Origin of the sequence: Acinetobacter sp. YH16053, assembly GCF_013417035.1 — a bacterium.
GTDB classification, from domain to species: domain Bacteria; phylum Pseudomonadota; class Gammaproteobacteria; order Pseudomonadales; family Moraxellaceae; genus Acinetobacter; species Acinetobacter towneri.
In genome coordinates this window covers 27,697-45,143 of record NZ_VPEP01000004.1, presented here as the reverse complement: position 1 = coordinate 45,143, position 17,447 = coordinate 27,697, and the positions used below count along the sequence as shown (strand labels likewise).

17 protein-coding genes and 1 pseudogene are annotated in these 17,447 nt (G+C 42.1%); 14 read left to right on the top strand and 4 right to left on the bottom strand.

Annotation, left to right across the window (positions count from 1 at the left end):
• Position 1: 1 nt before the first annotated feature.
• From panC to yjgA, 4 genes are read left to right on the top strand one after another with little or no spacing between them, the layout of a single operon-like run.
• Entirely contained in the window at positions 2 to 847 is an 846-nt protein-coding gene (gene panC / locus FTV43_RS05100) for a pantoate--beta-alanine ligase (protein WP_179995001.1), read from the top strand.
• A gap of 24 nt (positions 848 to 871) precedes the next feature.
• Positions 872 to 1,723, top strand: coding sequence for an RNase adapter RapZ (rapZ, locus tag FTV43_RS05095; RefSeq protein WP_104852463.1), 852 nt, complete (start codon positions 872 to 874; stop codon positions 1,721 to 1,723).
• Positions 1,720 to 1,989: an HPr family phosphocarrier protein gene (locus tag FTV43_RS05090; protein ID WP_026438354.1), complete on the top strand. Its 270-nt coding sequence runs from the start codon at positions 1,720 to 1,722 to the stop codon at positions 1,987 to 1,989. Before rapZ ends, FTV43_RS05090 begins: the two co-directional genes overlap by 4 nt.
• Positions 1,990 to 1,991: 2 nt before the next feature.
• Entirely contained in the window at positions 1,992 to 2,525 is a 534-nt protein-coding gene (gene yjgA / locus FTV43_RS05085; protein ID WP_004975130.1) for a ribosome biogenesis factor YjgA, read from the top strand.
• A 109-nt stretch (positions 2,526 to 2,634) separates the two neighbouring features.
• Here yjgA and FTV43_RS05080 read toward each other — a convergent pair whose 3' ends face one another.
• Positions 2,635 to 4,281 (bottom strand): acyl-CoA synthetase, encoded by a 1,647-nt coding sequence (locus tag FTV43_RS05080; RefSeq protein WP_168418446.1) that lies wholly within the window; start codon positions 4,279 to 4,281, stop codon positions 2,635 to 2,637.
• A gap of 181 nt (positions 4,282 to 4,462) precedes the next feature.
• A complete protein-coding gene (locus tag FTV43_RS05075; protein WP_179995000.1) occupies positions 4,463 to 5,491 on the bottom strand; it encodes an AraC family transcriptional regulator in 1,029 nt (342 codons plus the stop codon).
• 121 nt (positions 5,492 to 5,612) lie between these two features.
• On the opposite strand from FTV43_RS05075, the pseudogene FTV43_RS05070 reads away from it, so the two are divergent.
• From FTV43_RS05070 to FTV43_RS05035, 8 genes and pseudogenes are all read left to right on the top strand, one after another.
• A pseudogene (locus tag FTV43_RS05070) lies at positions 5,613 to 7,354 on the top strand (neutral/alkaline non-lysosomal ceramidase N-terminal domain-containing protein).
• 166 nt (positions 7,355 to 7,520) lie between these two features.
• Positions 7,521 to 8,804, top strand: coding sequence for a D-arabinono-1,4-lactone oxidase (locus FTV43_RS05065; RefSeq protein ID WP_131260750.1), 1,284 nt, complete (start codon positions 7,521 to 7,523; stop codon positions 8,802 to 8,804).
• A gap of 58 nt (positions 8,805 to 8,862) precedes the next feature.
• Positions 8,863 to 10,032, top strand: a complete 1,170-nt coding sequence (locus FTV43_RS05060; protein ID WP_178318757.1) for an alanine racemase — start codon at positions 8,863 to 8,865, stop codon at positions 10,030 to 10,032.
• Positions 10,033 to 10,220: 188 nt separating this feature from the next.
• Positions 10,221 to 12,143: a threonine--tRNA ligase gene (gene thrS / locus FTV43_RS05055; RefSeq protein WP_179994999.1), complete on the top strand. Its 1,923-nt coding sequence runs from the start codon at positions 10,221 to 10,223 to the stop codon at positions 12,141 to 12,143.
• A 5-nt stretch (positions 12,144 to 12,148) separates the two neighbouring features.
• Positions 12,149 to 12,697, top strand: coding sequence for a translation initiation factor IF-3 (gene infC, locus FTV43_RS05050; protein ID WP_096902435.1), 549 nt, complete (start codon positions 12,149 to 12,151; stop codon positions 12,695 to 12,697).
• Positions 12,698 to 12,908: 211 nt separating this feature from the next.
• On the top strand, positions 12,909 to 13,526 hold the full coding sequence (locus tag FTV43_RS05045; RefSeq protein ID WP_004975146.1) for a glutathione S-transferase N-terminal domain-containing protein: 618 nt from the start codon (positions 12,909 to 12,911) through the stop codon (positions 13,524 to 13,526).
• Between the two features lie 72 nt (positions 13,527 to 13,598).
• The gene (locus FTV43_RS05040) at positions 13,599 to 13,883 is read left to right on the top strand and encodes a hypothetical protein (RefSeq protein ID WP_136144406.1); all 285 of its coding nucleotides are present in this window, start codon (positions 13,599 to 13,601) and stop codon (positions 13,881 to 13,883) included.
• A gap of 7 nt (positions 13,884 to 13,890) precedes the next feature.
• Complete coding sequence (locus FTV43_RS05035) at positions 13,891 to 14,319, top strand: YqaA family protein (protein ID WP_179994998.1); 429 nt, start codon at positions 13,891 to 13,893, stop codon at positions 14,317 to 14,319.
• A 28-nt stretch (positions 14,320 to 14,347) separates the two neighbouring features.
• On the opposite strand, the gene FTV43_RS05030 is transcribed toward FTV43_RS05035, so the two are convergent.
• Complete coding sequence (locus FTV43_RS05030; protein WP_179994997.1) at positions 14,348 to 15,109, bottom strand: energy transducer TonB; 762 nt, start codon at positions 15,107 to 15,109, stop codon at positions 14,348 to 14,350.
• A gap of 335 nt (positions 15,110 to 15,444) precedes the next feature.
• Here FTV43_RS05030 and rpmI point away from each other — a divergent pair, with 335 nt between their 5' ends.
• Positions 15,445 to 15,639, top strand: coding sequence for a 50S ribosomal protein L35 (rpmI, locus tag FTV43_RS05025; RefSeq protein ID WP_004975152.1), 195 nt, complete (start codon positions 15,445 to 15,447; stop codon positions 15,637 to 15,639).
• A gap of 11 nt (positions 15,640 to 15,650) precedes the next feature.
• Entirely contained in the window at positions 15,651 to 16,010 is a 360-nt protein-coding gene (gene rplT / locus FTV43_RS05020; RefSeq protein ID WP_004975153.1) for a 50S ribosomal protein L20, read from the top strand.
• 292 nt (positions 16,011 to 16,302) lie between these two features.
• On the opposite strand, the gene FTV43_RS05015 is transcribed toward rplT, so the two are convergent.
• The gene (locus FTV43_RS05015) at positions 16,303 to 17,331 is read right to left on the bottom strand and encodes a hypothetical protein (protein ID WP_179994996.1); all 1,029 of its coding nucleotides are present in this window, start codon (positions 17,329 to 17,331) and stop codon (positions 16,303 to 16,305) included.
• Positions 17,332 to 17,447: the final 116 nt, after the last annotated feature.

The window sequence follows — 17,447 nt, the reverse complement described above, 5'->3', positions numbered from 1 at the left end:
TATGAAAACTGAAACCACAATTCAAGGCTTAGCGGCTTCATTACAGCCTGCACGCGCTGCGCGTAAAACCATTGGTTTTGTTCCGACTATGGGCAATTTGCACGAAGGGCATTTGACCTTGGTGCGCGAAGCGAAAAAAATATGTGATGTGGTGGTGGTCAGTATTTTTGTCAATCCAATTCAATTTGGGCCTAATGAAGATTTTGATAGTTATCCACGAACTTTAGACCAAGACAGTCAATTGTTGGCAGAGGTTGGTTGCGACATTATTTTTGCACCTTCAGTTGAGCAAATGTATGGCAGCAAACCACGTTTGACCAATATTTCTGTTAGCGATATTACTGCAGATTTGTGTGGCTTACAGCGCCCGGGTCATTTTGATGGGGTCGCAGTCGTAGTAACCAAATTGTTTAATATGGTCCAGCCAAACTATGCTTTCTTTGGTGAAAAAGACTATCAACAACTGGCAGTCATTCGTCAGTTTGTACGTGACTTGAATATTCCGCTAGAAGTGATTGGTGTGCCAATTGTACGTGCAGCAGATGGTTTGGCACTTAGTTCACGCAATGGGTATTTGAGCGCTGAACAGCGTCAAATTGCACCGACAATCTATCAAAGTTTAAAGGCTGCTGCACAAGCATTACAGCAAGGTGAAACTTTGTCACAAGTGTTAGCGAATATTAAAGCAACATTGACAGCAGCAGGCTTTGTTGTGGACTATGTAGAGGCGCGTACAACAGAATTGCAGAAAATTGAAGCATTTAGTGAAGATCTGGTGTTGTTCGTTGCAGCAAAATTGGGCAATACACGTTTAATTGATAATTTGCAGGTCAAACATTCTGCATAGCTGGCAATAGAAGGGTTGCATGCCATGAAACGTATTTTGATCGTGACAGGTCAATCGGGTTCAGGAAAATCTTCGGCATTACAAGTGTTGGAAGATTTGGGTTATTACTGTATTGATAATTTACCTTTGGCATTGCTTCCCGAAATTGTGGATAAACTGGATCAGGAAAATAACTTGGAACAGTTGGCATTGGGGGTAGATGTACGCAGCACCCGTGCCGACTTGCAAGAGTTTGATTTGGTATTTGAGCAACTGCAAAAGCATGGTTCAGTCGATATTATTTATCTGACCACGCAAGATCAGGAATTGATTGCCCGTTTTAGCGCATCACGCCGTCCGCATCCACTCTCTAGCCGTTTTAAAAGCTTGAATGAATGTATTCAAGAAGAAAAAAACTTGTTGATGCCGATTCAGTTCCGCTCTACGGTTCATATTGATACCACTGACAAAAGCGTGCATGATTTAAAACATGTGTTGTTGTCTAAGCTTGGGCAAACTGACAAATTGATTGTAATTTTACAATCCTTTGGCTATAAGCACGGAATCCCCTTAGATGCCGATTATGTGTTTGATGTGCGTCATTTGCCCAATCCCCATTGGGATTTGGAGCTAAGAAAACATTCAGGCTTAGATGCACCTGTGCAGAAATTTTTGCAACAAAGTCCGCAAACCCATGAAATGTTTCAGGACATCCATCAGTTTTTAGAAAAATGGTTGCCAGCCTTTGCCGAAGGACATCGACACTACATCACCATTTCAATTGGCTGTACGGGTGGGCAACACCGTTCCGTTTATATCGTAGATAGACTAAAAAAAGCACTTGAGGCAAAATGGTCTATTCAAGTCTTACACCGAGAAATGAAGCACTGGTCATGATTGACACAACTGTTGACGTAATTAATAAACTAGGTTTACATGCACGGGCATCTGGGAAACTGATTGAAGTGACCACCAAATTCCGTTCGTCAATCCAAATTGGTAAAGGCGACAAATTGGTTGATGCCAAAAATATTATGTCCTTGCTCATGTTAGGTGCAGGCAAGGGAACTACTTTACGCTTGGTGATTGATGGTGCAGATGAAGAAAAAGCTTTATCTGATATTCAAGCACTGTTTGCAGCAAAATTTTACGAGGCAGATTAATCGTGGCACGTCGACCGCAACGTTTTACCGAAGATGACTTTGAATCTTTAGAAGGGCGTGCAAGTAAAACCGAACAGAAAAAAGCCGTACAACGTATGGCTGCACTGGGCGAACAATTGGCGCAGTTAAGCGCCAAACAAATTCAGAAACTTCCAGTAGAAGAGCGTTTAATTGATGCTTTACTGGAATTGCAAAGCATTACTTCACATGAAGCACGTCGTCGTCAGTGTCAGCGTATTGGTAAATTGTTGCGTAATGAAGATGAAAGCGTAATTTTGTCTTATTTGACACCGCAACAAGGTGCGAAAAAAACCGCACAGTTACAGCGTTGGGTGGAACGAATTATTAAAGACGGCGACCCTGTGATTAATGATTTTAGTAAAACCTATAAAGCGGCTGAACGTCATACACTGCGTCAGCATGTGTTGCGTATCCACCGTGATATGAAACAGGAAGTGTCTGCGGAAGAACTTGAAGCATCTAAGCTCAAGTTGTTTAACTATGTGCAGCAAGTGGCTTTATTGTCAGAAAGCTAGATTAGCGTACCTTATCTAAGAAGATAGATAGCGTGAGCTGATGATTGCACAAAAAAACGACTCATGACGAGTCGTTTTTATTTGGTCTTAATATAGAGATTTTCAAATTTTAGCCAAACTCACCGACTGAACGCTCTTTGGCCCACTCACGCAATACAAACTTTTGTAATTTGCCTGTAGAGGTTTTTGGAATTTCAGTAATCACCACATCTTTTGGTACTTTAAAGCGTGCTAAGTGCTGGCTGCAATAGGCAATGATTTCTTCAGGGCTGGCCTGTTTACCGTCTTTGAGTTCGATAAAGGCACATGGTACTTCCTGCCAACGAGGGTCAGGTTTTGCTACCACTGCAGCAGTTAGCACAGCAGGGTGTTGATACAGGACTTCTTCAACTTCCAGCGACGAAATATTTTCGCCCCCTGAAATGATCACGTCTTTAGAGCGGTCAGTAATTTTGGCATAGCCGTCGGGTTGGCATACGGCTAAATCACCCGTATGGAACCAACCACCTGCAAATGCTTCTGCGGTAGCTTCTGGGTTTTTCAAATAGCCTTTCATCACGATATTGCCACGGAACATAATTTCGCCCATGGTCTTACCATCTTTGGGTACAGGTTGCATTGTTTCAGGGTCAAGAACTTTCATGCCATCCTGCAATGGATATGGCACACCCTGACGAGAATGTAACTGTGCTTGTTCCTGAATAGACAAGTCGCTCCAACCTGCTTGAGAAGCACAGAGTGCAGATGGGCCATAAGTTTCAGTCAGGCCATAAACGTGAGTAACATTAATGCCAATATTGCGCATACCTTCAATAATTGCGGCTGGTGGTGCAGCACCTGCTACCATGACTTCTACACGGTGGTCAAACTGGGTCTTTTTCTCATCTGGGGTGTTAATTAACATCGATAAGACAATTGGTGCACCGCAGAAATAATCGACTTTGTGTTCTGCAATCAGTTTGAAAATCAGTTCAGGGTCGACTTTACGCAAGCAGATATTGGTACCACCATTGGCGGCCATGGTCCACGCAAAACACCAGCCGTTACAGTGGAATAAAGGTAGCGTCCATAAGTATTTGGCACGCGGTGTCATACCACAGGCAATAATATTACTTGCTGCATTAATATATGCACCACGATGATGGTAAACCACGCCTTTCGGGTTGCCTGTGGTGCCTGATGTGTAATTTAGACTAATCGCATCCCATTCATCTTGCGGTAAATGCCATTCAAAATTCGGATCACCCGCTGCGAGCCATGTTTCGTATTCAATTTGTCCGATGCTAAGGGCATTCGTAGCATGTTCGTATTCTGCGTCGCTGACATCAATGACATAAATTTCATGCGTTACCATTGCCAAGGCTTCCTGCGCCAAGGCTGCAAATTCAGGGTCAACCAAAAGTACTTTGGATTCAGCATGATCTAGCATAAATGCCAGTGTTTTGGCATCTAAGCGGGTATTTAAAGTATTTAACACTGCCCCCGCCATAGGTACGGCAAAATGTGCTTCCAACATAGCAGGAACATTCGGGAGCAGCACCGAAACAGTATCGTTTTTGCTAATGCCTAATTGTTGAAGTTGATGGGCAAATTGGCAGCAGCGCAAATAGGTTTCACGCCATGTGATTTGGCGTGAACCATGAATAATCGCATTTTGATGTGGGTAAATATAAGCCGCCCGTTCCAAGTAACGTAAAGGGGACAAGGCTACAAAATTGGCGGGTGTACGCGGTAATTCATCGTATGCGCTGACCATTGTTATTCTCCATATATGTCGTTATTTTATCCAATTTAAAAAGATAGGGATTTTATGGCAGCTTTGCAGTTATGCTTTAGTCGAAATCCTGTTGTTTTTATTTTTGTTCGCTTGTAAGTCGGTTTAAATAATGAGTGAAGTAAAATTTAACTTTTTGTTTTTCTTTAAGAATAATCAGTGTTTACGGTGTGATCTGATTTTTATACAGTGAAGGGCTGAGTCCTGTCCATCGTTTAAAGGCACGTCTAAATTCGCGTAATTCACTAAAGCCAAGTTGTTGGCTAATTTCAGTCATGCTCAAAGGCTGTTGTAGCAGTTGTTTGGCTTTATTTTCCAAAACGTGTTGGCGCAGGTTTTGGAAGTTGCAGCCTTCGGCAAGTAATTGTCTGCGTAAATGTCTTTCGCTCATTTGAAAATGTTGTGCCGCTTGGTGCATATCAAAGTGCTGAGGTAAATGCTGTTCGATTAGATAACTCAACACGTGTGCATATTGCTGTTGATTAATCGCCTGCATATCCTGATACGCTTGTTGGCAGACACGCAGGGCGGTGCTGTAATTGGCGGCACTAGAGGTTTTAATTTGGCGTCCTAAAATCTCTGGTCGGAACACCAAAGCATTCATGTATGATGAAAAGTGCAGAGGACATTGATAATGCACCTGATAAGCCTCTAAATAGTCGGGTTGGGCAAAACTAAAATGCACTTCGACCAAATCTTGATGATTGCCAAGCATGACGTCTAAGCAGCTAACAATACTGGAGAGGACTTCATCGCAAAAAAAGCGCAGTAAGTTCCCCGTGGGATAACGCTCTTTCATCACCAGTGTAGGAGAGGTCGAGGAAAAATCGTACTCCAAATCCATCACACTGCCTGAAATGGGATGGTACTGCAGTCCTGTCTGTAAGGCTTCTACAACATTTTGACTGGACACCATGGCAAAACCGAGCATGCCCATGGAAATCAGCCCCTTGTCACGTCCAATTTCTAAGCCTAAATGTGCACATTGAGTGTCTTGCAGGGCGCGTGTCACCACTTTGCAAATATCTTGAAATGAAACAAAACCATTGCCTTGGACGATTTGATCAAGATCTTGAGAAATTCCCTGAAACCATGGTTGATAGGGGATCTGTTGTTCTTTGGCGTAATGAATCAGACCTGACAATAAGGCAGGCGGCACGTGCTGCAGCAAGTAGTTTGAAGTTGCTGACATAAGTCCGATTATCCCCCCATGCCATTGTCGCTTTGACCCTTATTTGCCGTGATGCAATTTTGTTTAATGGCATTGATCAGCGTCATGACTGATTGTATAGATGAAAAGGAATACGATTGCAATGTATTTGGTGGGTTGGAATAAACAGGAAATTCATATTCAGCCAAAAGGGCTTGCCATGTTTGGTTATGGCAACTGGAAACATCGTGCCTATGAACAACGAACAGCTTTATTTGCCCGCAGTATTTGTATTCAAACCTTAGACAATGACTTATTAATTTTTTGCTGTCTGGATATGGGGTGTGTGACCTATGCCATGCGTCATTTGGCGATACAGCGTTTACAGCGTAAACTGGGGGAGCGTTTTCAGCCGCAGCGTTTGGTATTGATGGCAACGCATACTCATTCTGCACCTGGCGGTTGTGCACATGAAGCGTTGTACAATATGCCCACACCTGGTTTTGTGCCTGAACATTTAAATGCAGTGGTCGATGCGATTGTGGGCAGTGTGCTCAAAGCTTTGGCGACCCAGAAAAAACCGATATTTATATGAGCAATGGTCGTTTTGCAGAAGAAACGCCAGTGGCATGGAATCGCTCTTTAACAGCGTATAACCGTAATCCTGATGTATCTCGTAGAACGCTGGAACAGGCACATTTGGCCTTAGATCGTGATATGCAATTGCTTGGTTTTTATCGCGAAGGTAATTTACAGGCAGTTTTTTCTTTATTTGGGGTGCATGCTACCTGTTTAAGCAGTCGTTTAAGCGCTCATGATGGTGATAACAAAGGTTATGCCGCACTTTGTACCGAGCGTGCACTGCAACAACGTGGGGTCAAAAATCCTGTGGCAATTTTTGCCCAAGCCGCAGCGGGTGATGTTTCTCCACATTATCATGGCCCTGAGCAGTCACAGGTACGTGCTGCAATGCGCGATGAAAAAGAATACGAATATACACAGCAAAATGGTCGCTATCAAAGTGAATTGGCACTGAAAGCTTTGGCACATAGAGGTACGCCGTTAATGGGAGCTTTAGATGCTGTGTGCCATTATGTCGATTTAAGCAATATTGAAATTCCAGTTGAATTTGCGATGGGGCAAACAGATGCAAAAACCAGTGCAGCCTGTCATGGTGCAGCATTTTTTGCAGGAACACCTGTAGATGGTGCAGGTGTGGCACAACCGATTTTTAAAGGTATGCAATGGTTAGCGCAGCGAGTGAAAAAGAAAAAGTTGAGTAATCCTCAAGCCGCAGATTATAGCTATTATCAACAGCTATATGCCTCACAAGGCCCCAAAGATATTGTGCTGGAATGTGGTTCTAAAACCATTTTTGGCAAGCCACTGAATCATTATCCTAAATTTTTAGACAAACTGATTGCAGAAATGAACAAGCAGGCCAGTGTAGGTGCAATTGATCATAGCTTGTTGGTACCGAATGTAGTGCCATTACAATTAATTAAAATTGGCGACTTAACCTTGCTGTGCTGTCCTGGGGAAATTACTACTGTTGCAGCTAAGCGGCTCAAAGTAACCGTACAACAAGAATTGGAATCGACTCAAAAAGTTTGGTTGGCTTCATATTGCAATGATTATATGGGCTATGTGACCACCTTCGAGGAATATCAACAACAAGCCTATGAAGGTGGTCACACTTTATATGGACAGTGGACTTTGGCAGCGTTGCAAACTAAATTTCAATATTTCGCAGAGCAATTGAATTTGCCTATTCCACAACGCGATACAGCATCGTTATTACCGCCCGCTGTACCTTTGGATGAATTAGAAAAAAGAACATATCGTGACAGTTTGAAAGCTAATGCGCTAAATGAATTGTGGTTTTTTATACATTGTTCCATGTGAAACATATTCTAAATCATGTACTAGTCAGGAGGTTAATCTAAATCAATATGGATAGAGAGGTCATTTATCTCATCCATGTGTCTCTATTTTTTTAATGCGGTACTTTAAAAAGTAACGCAAAACAAACTGCAATAAAAATAAATGCCACGCAGAAAAAGGAAGGATTATGAAACAGCGTTGGAGTAACTGGTCTGGAAAGCAAACAGCCTATCCAGACTTTTTACAGCCGAAAAATGTAGATGAACTGAAAAAAATTGTGCGGAAGCACGACAAAATTAGAATGGTCGGAGCAGGGCATTCCTTTAGCCCCTTAGCCACAACCGATGATGTGATGGTGAATTTAGATCATATTCAGGGGGTGCATCAATTTAATGCACAAAAGCAGCAATGCACCTTACATGCAGGGACTCGGCTGTACAAACTGGGTGAATGTCTAGCTCCGATTCATCAGGCGCTGCAAAATCAGGGCGATATTGATCATCAGAGTTTGGCAGGTGTGGTTGCAACAGGAACACATGGCACAGGTGTGGATTTACCTTGTCTATCGGCTTTGGTGACTGATTTTGAACTGCTCACAGCAGAGGGTGAGGTGTTGCAATGTTCACCTGAACACAATGCTGAAATTTTTCAGGCAGGTCGGGTCGCGCTGGGCAGTTTTGGGGTGATGACCAAAATCACTTTACAAAACCGTTCGCGCTATAAACTCAAAGAGCAGCTACGTTTATGTGCCTTGAGTGATATTTATCAATATATAGACCGTTGGAAGCATCAACATCGCCATATTGAGTTTTGGGCATTTTTACACAGTGATCAGGTGATTTTAAAAACCTTAGATGAGAGCCGAGGATTGACGGATCCTCGTCCGCAACATTGGTTATCAGAAGACCGTTTATTAAATTTTTGTTCGGAAATAACCCGTGTTTTTCCACAGTTAAATCCGTATTTACAATCTTTGTTGGGCGTGTTTATCAAACCGAGTACTCATGTCGATTGGTCGAGTCAAATTTTCCCAACGCCACGCAATACCAAATTTAACGAAATGGAATACCAATTGCCTGCCGAGCAAGGTTTGGCGTGTTTAGAAGAATTATTGGCGGTTTTGAAACAACAGCGTGTCGCCATGTTTTTCCCAATCGAGTTTCGCTATGTCAAAGGCGATGATATTTGGCTGAGTCCTTTTTATGGACGGGATTCGGTGTCTATTTCAATCCACCAATTTTATAAACAAGATTGCCAACATATTTTTAAATGGGTCGAACCGATTTTACAAAAATATCAGGGACGTCCACATTGGGGCAAATTGCACAGTATGCAAGCGGATCAATTACGTGAGTTATATCCAAAATGGGATGATTTTATGCAACTTCGTGAGCAGCTTGATCCACAGCAAAAATGGATTAATCCATATTTAAGACAAATTTTCACGATTCCAAGTTTGAGTGCGGCGTGATGTTCAATAAACAACTCAAGCAATCGCAAAATAAGAGCATTCAATTAGGGAGCGTGACATGCAAAGTGATTATTTTCAGCAACTCACCCACAGTTTGCAGCAACAGGGTACAGGAACACCGCAACTGATTGTGGATATGGCACGTTTTCAGCATAACTTGGATTATGTTGCAGCCCATTTGCCTGCACGGTTGCAACCACGACTGGTGGTGAAATCGCTAGCGTGTTTGGAGATATTGCAACACGCAAGCCAAAGTCTGAATACGCAGCGTTTTATGTTGTTTCATCTGCCACATTTGTATGAAGTGATGCAGCACTTTCCACAAGCAGATGTACTGTTTGGCAAGCCAATGCCAATACGTGCGGTAGATGCTTTTTATCAGCAGGTGATGGCGTCTGCTGAGAATATCCAATTGCATTTACAATGGTTGGTTGATCAACCTGCACGTTTACAACAGTATTTACATTTGGCACAACAACGCCAGCTTTGTTTGAATATTAATCTTGAAATTGATATCGGTTTGCATCGTGGTGGGGCGCAAGATCATGCTGGATTTATGCAAATGCTGGAATTGATTCAGCAGCATCCACAACATTTAAAACTGTCAGGTTTGATGGGGTACGATGCGCATGTGGTGAAATTACCAAATGTATTTCATGCACAAGCCAAAGCCTATCAACACTCACAGCAGCAATATAGAAATTATAAACAACTGATTCAGCATCATTTTCCAAAGTTGTGGCAGGATGACTTGTGTTTTAACGGTGGTGGTAGCCTGACATTTATGCAGCATTGTCAGCACAGTGAATGTAATGATCTGGCTTTTGGTTCGATGTTGCTTAAACCCAGTGATTTTGATTTAAAAATCTTGTCAGATTTGCAATCGGCTTTGTGGATTGCAACACCTGTTTTAAAGGTATTGGCTGCGGTACAAGTGCCAGGCTTAGATCGTTTGCAGTCCTATTTGCCACAATCCAATCAAGCCGTTTTTGTTTATGGTGGCTATTGGATGGCAGATTATGTTTATCCTGAGAGCAGTCATCCACATGCTTTATACGGACGCAGTAGCAATCAAGAGTTGATTCAAGTACCCAAACAGCATCGCATCCAAATAGATGATTATGTATTTTTACGCCCGCAACAGAGTGAGGCGGTGTTGCCACAGTTTGAAGCGGTGTATGCCTATCAACATGGACAATTCACGCCGTGGGCAACCTTTAGGGAATAAAAACAGCTGAAATGCCGATTCTTTGGCTTTTTTAGTACACAAAGGTTTAAACCTGTACGCAAGCCGTGTAAAATTTAAGGCGCTTTTTATTTATACACCGTTTTTATCTTTTGAGGGTCTCCCTTAATCATAATCTCGCGGTGATATGCTCCATGGTACGGGGCATCACTCCTTAAGGATTTTTATCTATGCCTATTATCACTTTGCCAAATGGCGATCAAAAACAGTTTGATCAAGCCGTATCTGTGATGGAAGTTGCTCAAAGCATCGGTCCGGGTCTTGCCAAAAATACAGTTGCTGGACGTGTGAATGATCGTTTGGTCGATGCCTGCGATTTAATTACCGAAGACGCAACCCTACAAATTATTACGCCTAAAGATGAAGAAGGCGTAGAGATTATCCGTCACTCATGTGCGCACTTGGTGGGGCATGCGGTAAAACAGCTTTTTCCTGAAGCGAAAATGGTGATTGGCCCTGTCATTGAAGAAGGTTTCTACTATGACATTTGGATGCCACGTCCGTTTACTTTAGATGACATGGCAGCGATTGAAGAGCGCATGAAAAAGCTCATCGACCAAGATTATGATGTTGTAAAAAAAATGACCCCGCGTGATGAAGTGATTGCAGAATTTACAGCGCGTGGCGAAGAATATAAATTACGTTTGATTGCAGACATGCCAAACGAAACCCAAATGGGCTTGTACTATCATCAAGACTATTTGGATATGTGTCGTGGTCCACACGTTCCAAACACTAAATTCTTAAAGTCGTTCAAACTCACCAAAATTTCAGGCGCTTATTGGCGCGGTGATGCGAAAAACGAACAGTTACAACGTATTTATGGTACGGCTTGGGCGGACAAAAAACAGCTCGCGGCGTATATCAAACGTATTGAAGAAGCAGAAAAGCGTGACCACCGTAAAATTGGTAAAGCTTTGGACTTGTTCCATATGCAAGAAGAAGCACCAGGCATGGTGTTCTGGCATCCAAATGGCTGGACGATTTACCAAGTACTTGAGCAGTACATGCGTAAAGTACAACAAGACAACGGTTACCTAGAAATTCGTACCCCGCAAGTGGTCGATTTCACGCTATGGGAAAAATCAGGACATGCTGCCAACTACGCAGACAATATGTTTACCACCCATTCTGAAAACCGTAACTATGCAGTAAAACCAATGAACTGCCCATGTCACGTACAAGTCTTTAACCAAGGGCTAAAGTCGTATCGTGATTTGCCAATTCGTCTGGCAGAATTTGGTTCATGTCACCGTAACGAGCCATCGGGTTCATTGCACGGCATTATGCGTGTACGTGGCTTTACTCAGGACGATGCACACATTTTTTGTACCAAAGAACAAATCGGGCCAGAAGTTGCAGACTTCATTCAACTGACTTTAGATGTCTATAAAGACTTCGGTTTTGAAGATGTACAAATGAAGCTATCTACACGTCCTGAAAAACGTGTGGGTGATGATGCACTTTGGGATATGGCAGAAAAATCTTTGGCTGATGCCTTGGATGCTGCAGGTCTGGAATGGGAGTTACAACCGGGTGAAGGTGCGTTCTACGGCCCGAAAATTGAATTCTCACTGAAAGACTGCTTAGGTCGTGTGTGGCAATGTGGTACAATTCAGTGTGACTTTAACTTGCCTGAGCGTTTAGAGGCATCTTATGTCACTGAAGACAATGATCGTGATCAGCCTGTAATGTTGCACCGCGCAATTCTTGGCAGCTTTGAACGATTTATTGGTATACTTATTGAGCACTATGCAGGCTTTATGCCACCATGGTTAGCGCCAGTGCAAGCTTGTGTCATGAATATTACCGATTCACAAGCTGCTGCAAGTGAACAGGTCGTCGCAAAACTTAAAGAAAACGGTATTCGTGCTATTTCTGACTTGAGAAATGAGAAAATCGGCTTTAAGATTCGTGAGCGTACATTAGAGCGTATTCCATACTTACTGGTACTTGGGGACCGTGAAGTGGAAGAAGGAACGGTAAACGTCCGTACTCGCTCAGGAACAAATTTGGGTACTATGTCAATTGATGCTTTCATTGACCTAGTGAAAACAGCCGTCGCAGAACGCGGCCGGTATATTGTGGAGTAACAGCGATTAAACAGCCTGACCGTAATCAACAGGGCGGAAAATCTAACCGTCCTGCTTTGAATGATGAAATTCGTGCAAAAGAAGTCCGTCTTGTAGACGAAAATGGTGAGCAAAAAGGTATTGTAAGCTTGGCTGATGCATTACGCGCAGCAGAAAGCGTTGACCTTGACTTGGTGGAAATTGTGGCAAATGCCGAACCACCAGTGTGCAAAATCATGGACTTTAACAAGCATTTGTTTGATCTAAAGCAAAAGCAGAAAGAAGCGAAGAAAAAACAGCATCAAGTACAGGTGAAAGAAATCAAGCTCCGCCCTGCGACTGATGTTGGTGATTACAACGTAAAATTACGTGCAATTATCAAATTCCTTGAAGAAGGGAATAAGGTAAAAATCACTTTACGCTTCCGTGGTCGCGAAATGGCTCACCAACAGTTAGGTTTGGCTCAATTGCAAAAAGTTGAAGCAGATGTAATTGAATATGGTGTAGTTGAACAAGCACCAAAAATGGAAGGTCGTCAAATGGGTATGTTGCTTGGTCCTAAAAAGAAAAAGTAATCCCATCTTGAACAAAAGAAGCACTGCACCTTGGCGGTGCTTTTTTTTGCGTGATGAAAGTGAGCATCTATGTTTCATGTTTATGAGATATGCCATTCGATAAAAAAACTCTACGCAGCGACACGCAACAAACGCTTAAAAACATGCTATAACTAAAACCGCAGTAGAAGAATGCTGGTCAAAAAGCAAAAAAAGTAATGAAGGATAAAACATGATTGATCTTTATTATTGGGGCACCCCCAACGGTCATAAAATTAGTATTGCACTTGAAGAAATGGGTTTGGAATATCAAATTTTCCCCATCAATATTTCAGAAGATGATCAATTTCAGCCAGATTTTTTAAAAATTTCGCCCAATAATAAAATTCCTGCAATTGTCGATCAGAACGGTCCGCGTGGTGAGCCAATCTCTGTGTTTGAGTCGGGTGCAATTTTGCAATATCTAGGGCGCAAAACTGGCATGTTTTATCCTACCGATGAACAGGAGCGTGTTGAAGTAGAGCAGTGGCTCATGTGGCAAATGGGTGGTTTTGGTCCAATGTTAGGACAGAATCATCATTTTAGCCGTTATGCACCAGAGAAAATTCCTTATGCGATTGAACGCTATATCAATGAATCCAAGCGTTTGTATGGCGTGTTAAATAAGCAGTTGATGGGGCAAAAGTACGTGGCGGGCGAATATTCAATTGCTGATATGGCTATTTTGCCGTGGGCGTTACGTCATGACTGGCAAAATATTTCGCTGGAAGATTATCCGTATGTACAAGACTATATTACACGGCTGACTGCGCGCCCTGCAGTGCAGAAAGCACTCGCGATTCAAGTTTAAATCTACTTTTATGCTAAGATGCCAGCCACCTGATACCTCACTTTTTCAGGTGGCTTTTTTATTGGATGAGCTATGCAAGAATTTTTTTTAAACTTTACCAAGATTGTTGAGCAAAATGCCAAAGTGTATTGGAGCATTATTTTGGGCATTGTGTCTTGCTTGATCTTATTTGTGATCGAAGCATTTCATGTGCAGAATATGATTGCGGCTTTAAATAGCACAGATCAACAGGTTTTACGTGCTGCGATTGAGCCTGTTACTCAGCGTTATACATGGGCACGTGCGGCACTTATTTTGCTTAGTATTTTTTGGGCGAACTGGGAATATCGTAAAACCAAGCAGGCTTTAGGGCTTTAAATCGTCTATGCTTTGGACGCTGTTTGGTTTATTTTTATCTGCATTTGGTGCGGCAACTTTATTGCCTTTACAGTCCGAAGCTGTGTTGTTGGGGCTGTTATATGAAGGCAGCTATGCACCCATTTGGCTGATTAGCATTGCCAGTCTAGGCAATATTTTAGGTTCTTGTGTGAACTGGTATTTGGGACTCAAGATCGAACATTATAAAGGTAAAAAGTGGTTTCCTGTTTCGGCTACACAATTAGAAAAAGCACAGCACACCTACGCCAAATATGGGTTTTGGTCTTTACTGCTCAGTTGGGTGCCGATTATTGGTGATCCAATTACGCTGATTGCAGGTTTAATGAAAGAACATTTTGCCCGTTTTGTGTTGATGGTGAGTCTAGCCAAAATCGGGCGTTATCTGTTTATTTATTTTGTTTATACATGGGTTTAAGCAAGCAACCCCTATTATCTATAGACACTTATGACTGTTCTTGAGCATCACACGTGTTTAAATCAAAATAAATTTCATCTTTTAATTTTGACTTTTTATACAGCCAAAATTGACGCGGTACATCTACTTGAGCAGCTTTCACTGCAGCTAAAACTTGTTGATCAAGTGCGTATTGTCCCGAACCTTGTGTCAATTTCACACGTTTCACTTCGCCATGCTTATTTACTTTGAATTGAAACTTTAACTTACGTGAGTGATTTTTTAAATCTTCCGCACTTAAGTTTAATTGTGGTTGACTACGATACTTAAATCGAACTTTTTGCTGTTGTTGCTGTGCTAACCATTGTTTAGATTGAAAATCAAACTGGCAATCTTCGTGCTGGTTATCCTGAAATCTTAAATTAAAGCTTTGAAAACCAATGGTCGGTACGGCAATATCTTCTACATAGGTCGGTTGAATTTCAGCAGTGCGAACCGCTTGTAATAAGGCATCATCTAATTTTTTCAGCCCTGTACTTTCTTGAATAGTGGCTTGACTGATTTTGCCGGTTTCATCTGCATAAATACGCACAATTGCAGCTCGGTTTTGTTGATTTAAATCTTCATTTTTATATTTGGGTTGTGGAAACTTGCGCCATGCTAAGCGTGTGGTGAGATGAGCAGGCAAGGCAGCACTTTTTTGTACTTCGAGTGTGGCTTTTGGTGTCGATTTCTGCTGCGGTGGTTTTGCAAAAAGATGCGTCGCACTGAGTCCAAGCAATAGAGTTATATATAAAGATGTTTTCATCATATTACGGTCTTTTTTATCTCACACAAGACGAGGCGAAGTATTGATGGAATTGTGGATAATCGCAAGGGTAATCCGCAACTTATTGCAAGTTTTAGGGTGTTGATCTGCACAATTTTTGACAGAGCTTTAGCTTTATTTTGAATTGTAGTGGGTGTTCACAATTCCAGTATTTTTCCTGAGTTGAATTACGGCAAATGAGTGAGGTAATGATCATTTTTTATTTAGCCAATATGCTTTTGTTTTAAGCAAAGATGCTTTAGAATACTCGCTCCCTTACCTGCAGGTCGTTTTTGCAATGGTGCAGACGTGCCGAACAGGTGTTTAAAGAGGTTGTTATGGCTAAGTTAAAAACTCGCCGTGGTGCAGCTAAACGTTTCAAAGCGACTGCTAACGGTTTCAAGCGTAAACAAGCGTTCAAACGCCACATTTTGACCAAAAAATCTGCTAAACGTATCCGTCAATTGCGCGGCTGTGTAATGGTTCACGTGAGTGACGTTGCTGCTGTTCGTGCTATGTGCCCATACATCTAAGGAGATTATAAATGGCTCGTGTAAAACGTGGTGTACAGGCTCATCGCCGTCATAAAAAAATTCTTGCTCGTGCTAAAGGTTACTATGGTGCTCGTTCACGCGTATATCGCGTAGCGTTCCAAGCGGTAATCAAAGCAGGTCAATACGCTTACCGTGACCGTCGTCAAAAGAAACGTCAATTCCGTGCTTTATGGATTGCGCGTATCAATGCGGGCGCTCGTCAAAATGGTTTATCGTACAGCCGTATGATCGCTGGCTTGAAAAAAGCACAAGTGATTATCGACCGTCGCGTACTTGCTGACATCGCTATGCATGACGCAGTTGCATTTGCTGCTTTAGCTACAAAAGCTAAAGATGCATTAGCTGCATAAGTCTTTATGACTTAAAAGAAAGACCGCATTTGCGGTCTTTTTTTATGCCTGAAATTTGGGGTCTCTGCCAAGTTTCATAACTCAATCTGAGAAAGTTTTAGCCACAGCCTGAGCAAAAACAAGCACTGCTTTGTTTGCAGCGGAAGGCGCAGCGAAGGACAAGCATATTTTTTGCTGCTATTGCGTTATGTGCCGGTCATTTAGAATGACTAAATTTCCTGTCCCATGCCTTATATCAGCTAAAAAATATGCGTTGTCGCAAACATAGACGAATTGTCAACAGCCCCTAAGCTTATAAACCAAAATAATAGGCAGCTGCACAAATAACCACAGTCATTAAAATCAGTTTAATCACGGCAGATGTACCCACTTTATGCGTAGCTGCAGGTGTTGGTATTTGTGGTGAAGCGATGTTTTGTACTTGGCTAGGCGTTGATTCAAAAGGATCAGGTGTTTGCACTGGCGTGAGCTGTGCGGTCTGATAATGGTTCGCAACCTTGGTGATAAATTTGGCGTGTAAATCTTCAAGTTTCTGAGAAAAATGACGTAAATTGAGTTGTTCGCTTGGTTCAAGTTCTGTGCCATCGGCATGATAAGGATGCTGGATTTTATTCTGAATGTGTTGATCCAGTGCATCTAAACGATACAGCATCTGATGTGCATAGGCAGCAGGGTAGTCTGCGGGAATTAACGCCAAAGTTGGGTACATGCTTTCAGTTGCGTTTTGAGTAAGATCTACACCGAAATAAGGTTTAGCGCTTTGCTCTGGTTCAACAAACTCTGTAGCACAAGGATTTAAAAATAACTCGGAGCGAATAAAGCGATCAATTTCATCCCAGTTTGGAGAGGCAAAATCTGTATCGAGCTGTCTGGCAAGTTTGTGATTTAATTGATAACGCCACATGACTTCTTGACGTAGCTCGCTCTGTTGGGAAACAGGCGCCATATAATCTTGTTCTGCGGTATACCATTCTGCAAGCTCTTTTCCGAAAATCCAAGCAGATTTGTGCTGTGCCTCGTGACTCACAATAAAGTGTGCAAAAGACAATAACTCTACATTTGGATTGGGGTTTTTTTCATCATTTAAAATACTTGCCTGATGTAGGCTTAAACGTCGCACACCTTGTTGTTTAAGATGCTCTAACCAGATTTGAAAGTGTTGTGCCAGTAAATGTTGTGACAATAAATCACGAAACTGAATTTGATGCTGGTTAAACACTTGATGCTTGAGCCAATGATTAAAACTTAAATCTTGAGCCAAATATTCATTGCCATAAGTCACAAGGGCAAGTTGCTGTTTCCAAATCTGATCGAGCGCCATAATGTTGAGATCTCGTGGTGATTGGCTTTATCTTATACTTTTTGTATTTCAAGATGCTAATCTAATTTTCATTACATCGAAGCTTCATCAAAGCGACTAAAAACTGTTAGAATACG

Bases quoted from the DNA above. Each gene is read 5' to 3' on its own strand.
- FTV43_RS05015 (WP_179994996.1), bottom strand. From the start codon at position 17,331: ATGGCGCTCGATCAGATTTGGAAACAGCAACTTGCCCTTGTGACTTAT.
- FTV43_RS05030 (WP_179994997.1), bottom strand. From the start codon at position 15,109: ATGATGAAAACATCTTTATATATAACTCTATTGCTTGGACTCAGTGCG.
- FTV43_RS05090 (WP_026438354.1), top strand. From the start codon at position 1,720: ATGATTGACACAACTGTTGACGTAATTAATAAACTAGGTTTACATGCA.
- FTV43_RS05075 (WP_179995000.1), bottom strand. From the start codon at position 5,491: ATGTCAGCAACTTCAAACTACTTGCTGCAGCACGTGCCGCCTGCCTTA.
- rpmI (WP_004975152.1), top strand. From the start codon at position 15,445: ATGGCTAAGTTAAAAACTCGCCGTGGTGCAGCTAAACGTTTCAAAGCG.
- rplT (WP_004975153.1), top strand. From the start codon at position 15,651: ATGGCTCGTGTAAAACGTGGTGTACAGGCTCATCGCCGTCATAAAAAA.
- FTV43_RS05040 (WP_136144406.1), top strand. From the start codon at position 13,599: ATGCAAGAATTTTTTTTAAACTTTACCAAGATTGTTGAGCAAAATGCC.
- thrS (WP_179994999.1), top strand. From the start codon at position 10,221: ATGCCTATTATCACTTTGCCAAATGGCGATCAAAAACAGTTTGATCAA.
- panC (WP_179995001.1), top strand. From the start codon at position 2: ATGAAAACTGAAACCACAATTCAAGGCTTAGCGGCTTCATTACAGCCT.
- FTV43_RS05065 (WP_131260750.1), top strand. From the start codon at position 7,521: ATGAAACAGCGTTGGAGTAACTGGTCTGGAAAGCAAACAGCCTATCCA.
- rapZ (WP_104852463.1), top strand. From the start codon at position 872: ATGAAACGTATTTTGATCGTGACAGGTCAATCGGGTTCAGGAAAATCT.
- FTV43_RS05060 (WP_178318757.1), top strand. From the start codon at position 8,863: ATGCAAAGTGATTATTTTCAGCAACTCACCCACAGTTTGCAGCAACAG.
- FTV43_RS05080 (WP_168418446.1), bottom strand. From the start codon at position 4,281: ATGGTCAGCGCATACGATGAATTACCGCGTACACCCGCCAATTTTGTA.
- FTV43_RS05035 (WP_179994998.1), top strand. From the start codon at position 13,891: ATGCTTTGGACGCTGTTTGGTTTATTTTTATCTGCATTTGGTGCGGCA.
- FTV43_RS05045 (WP_004975146.1), top strand. From the start codon at position 12,909: ATGATTGATCTTTATTATTGGGGCACCCCCAACGGTCATAAAATTAGT.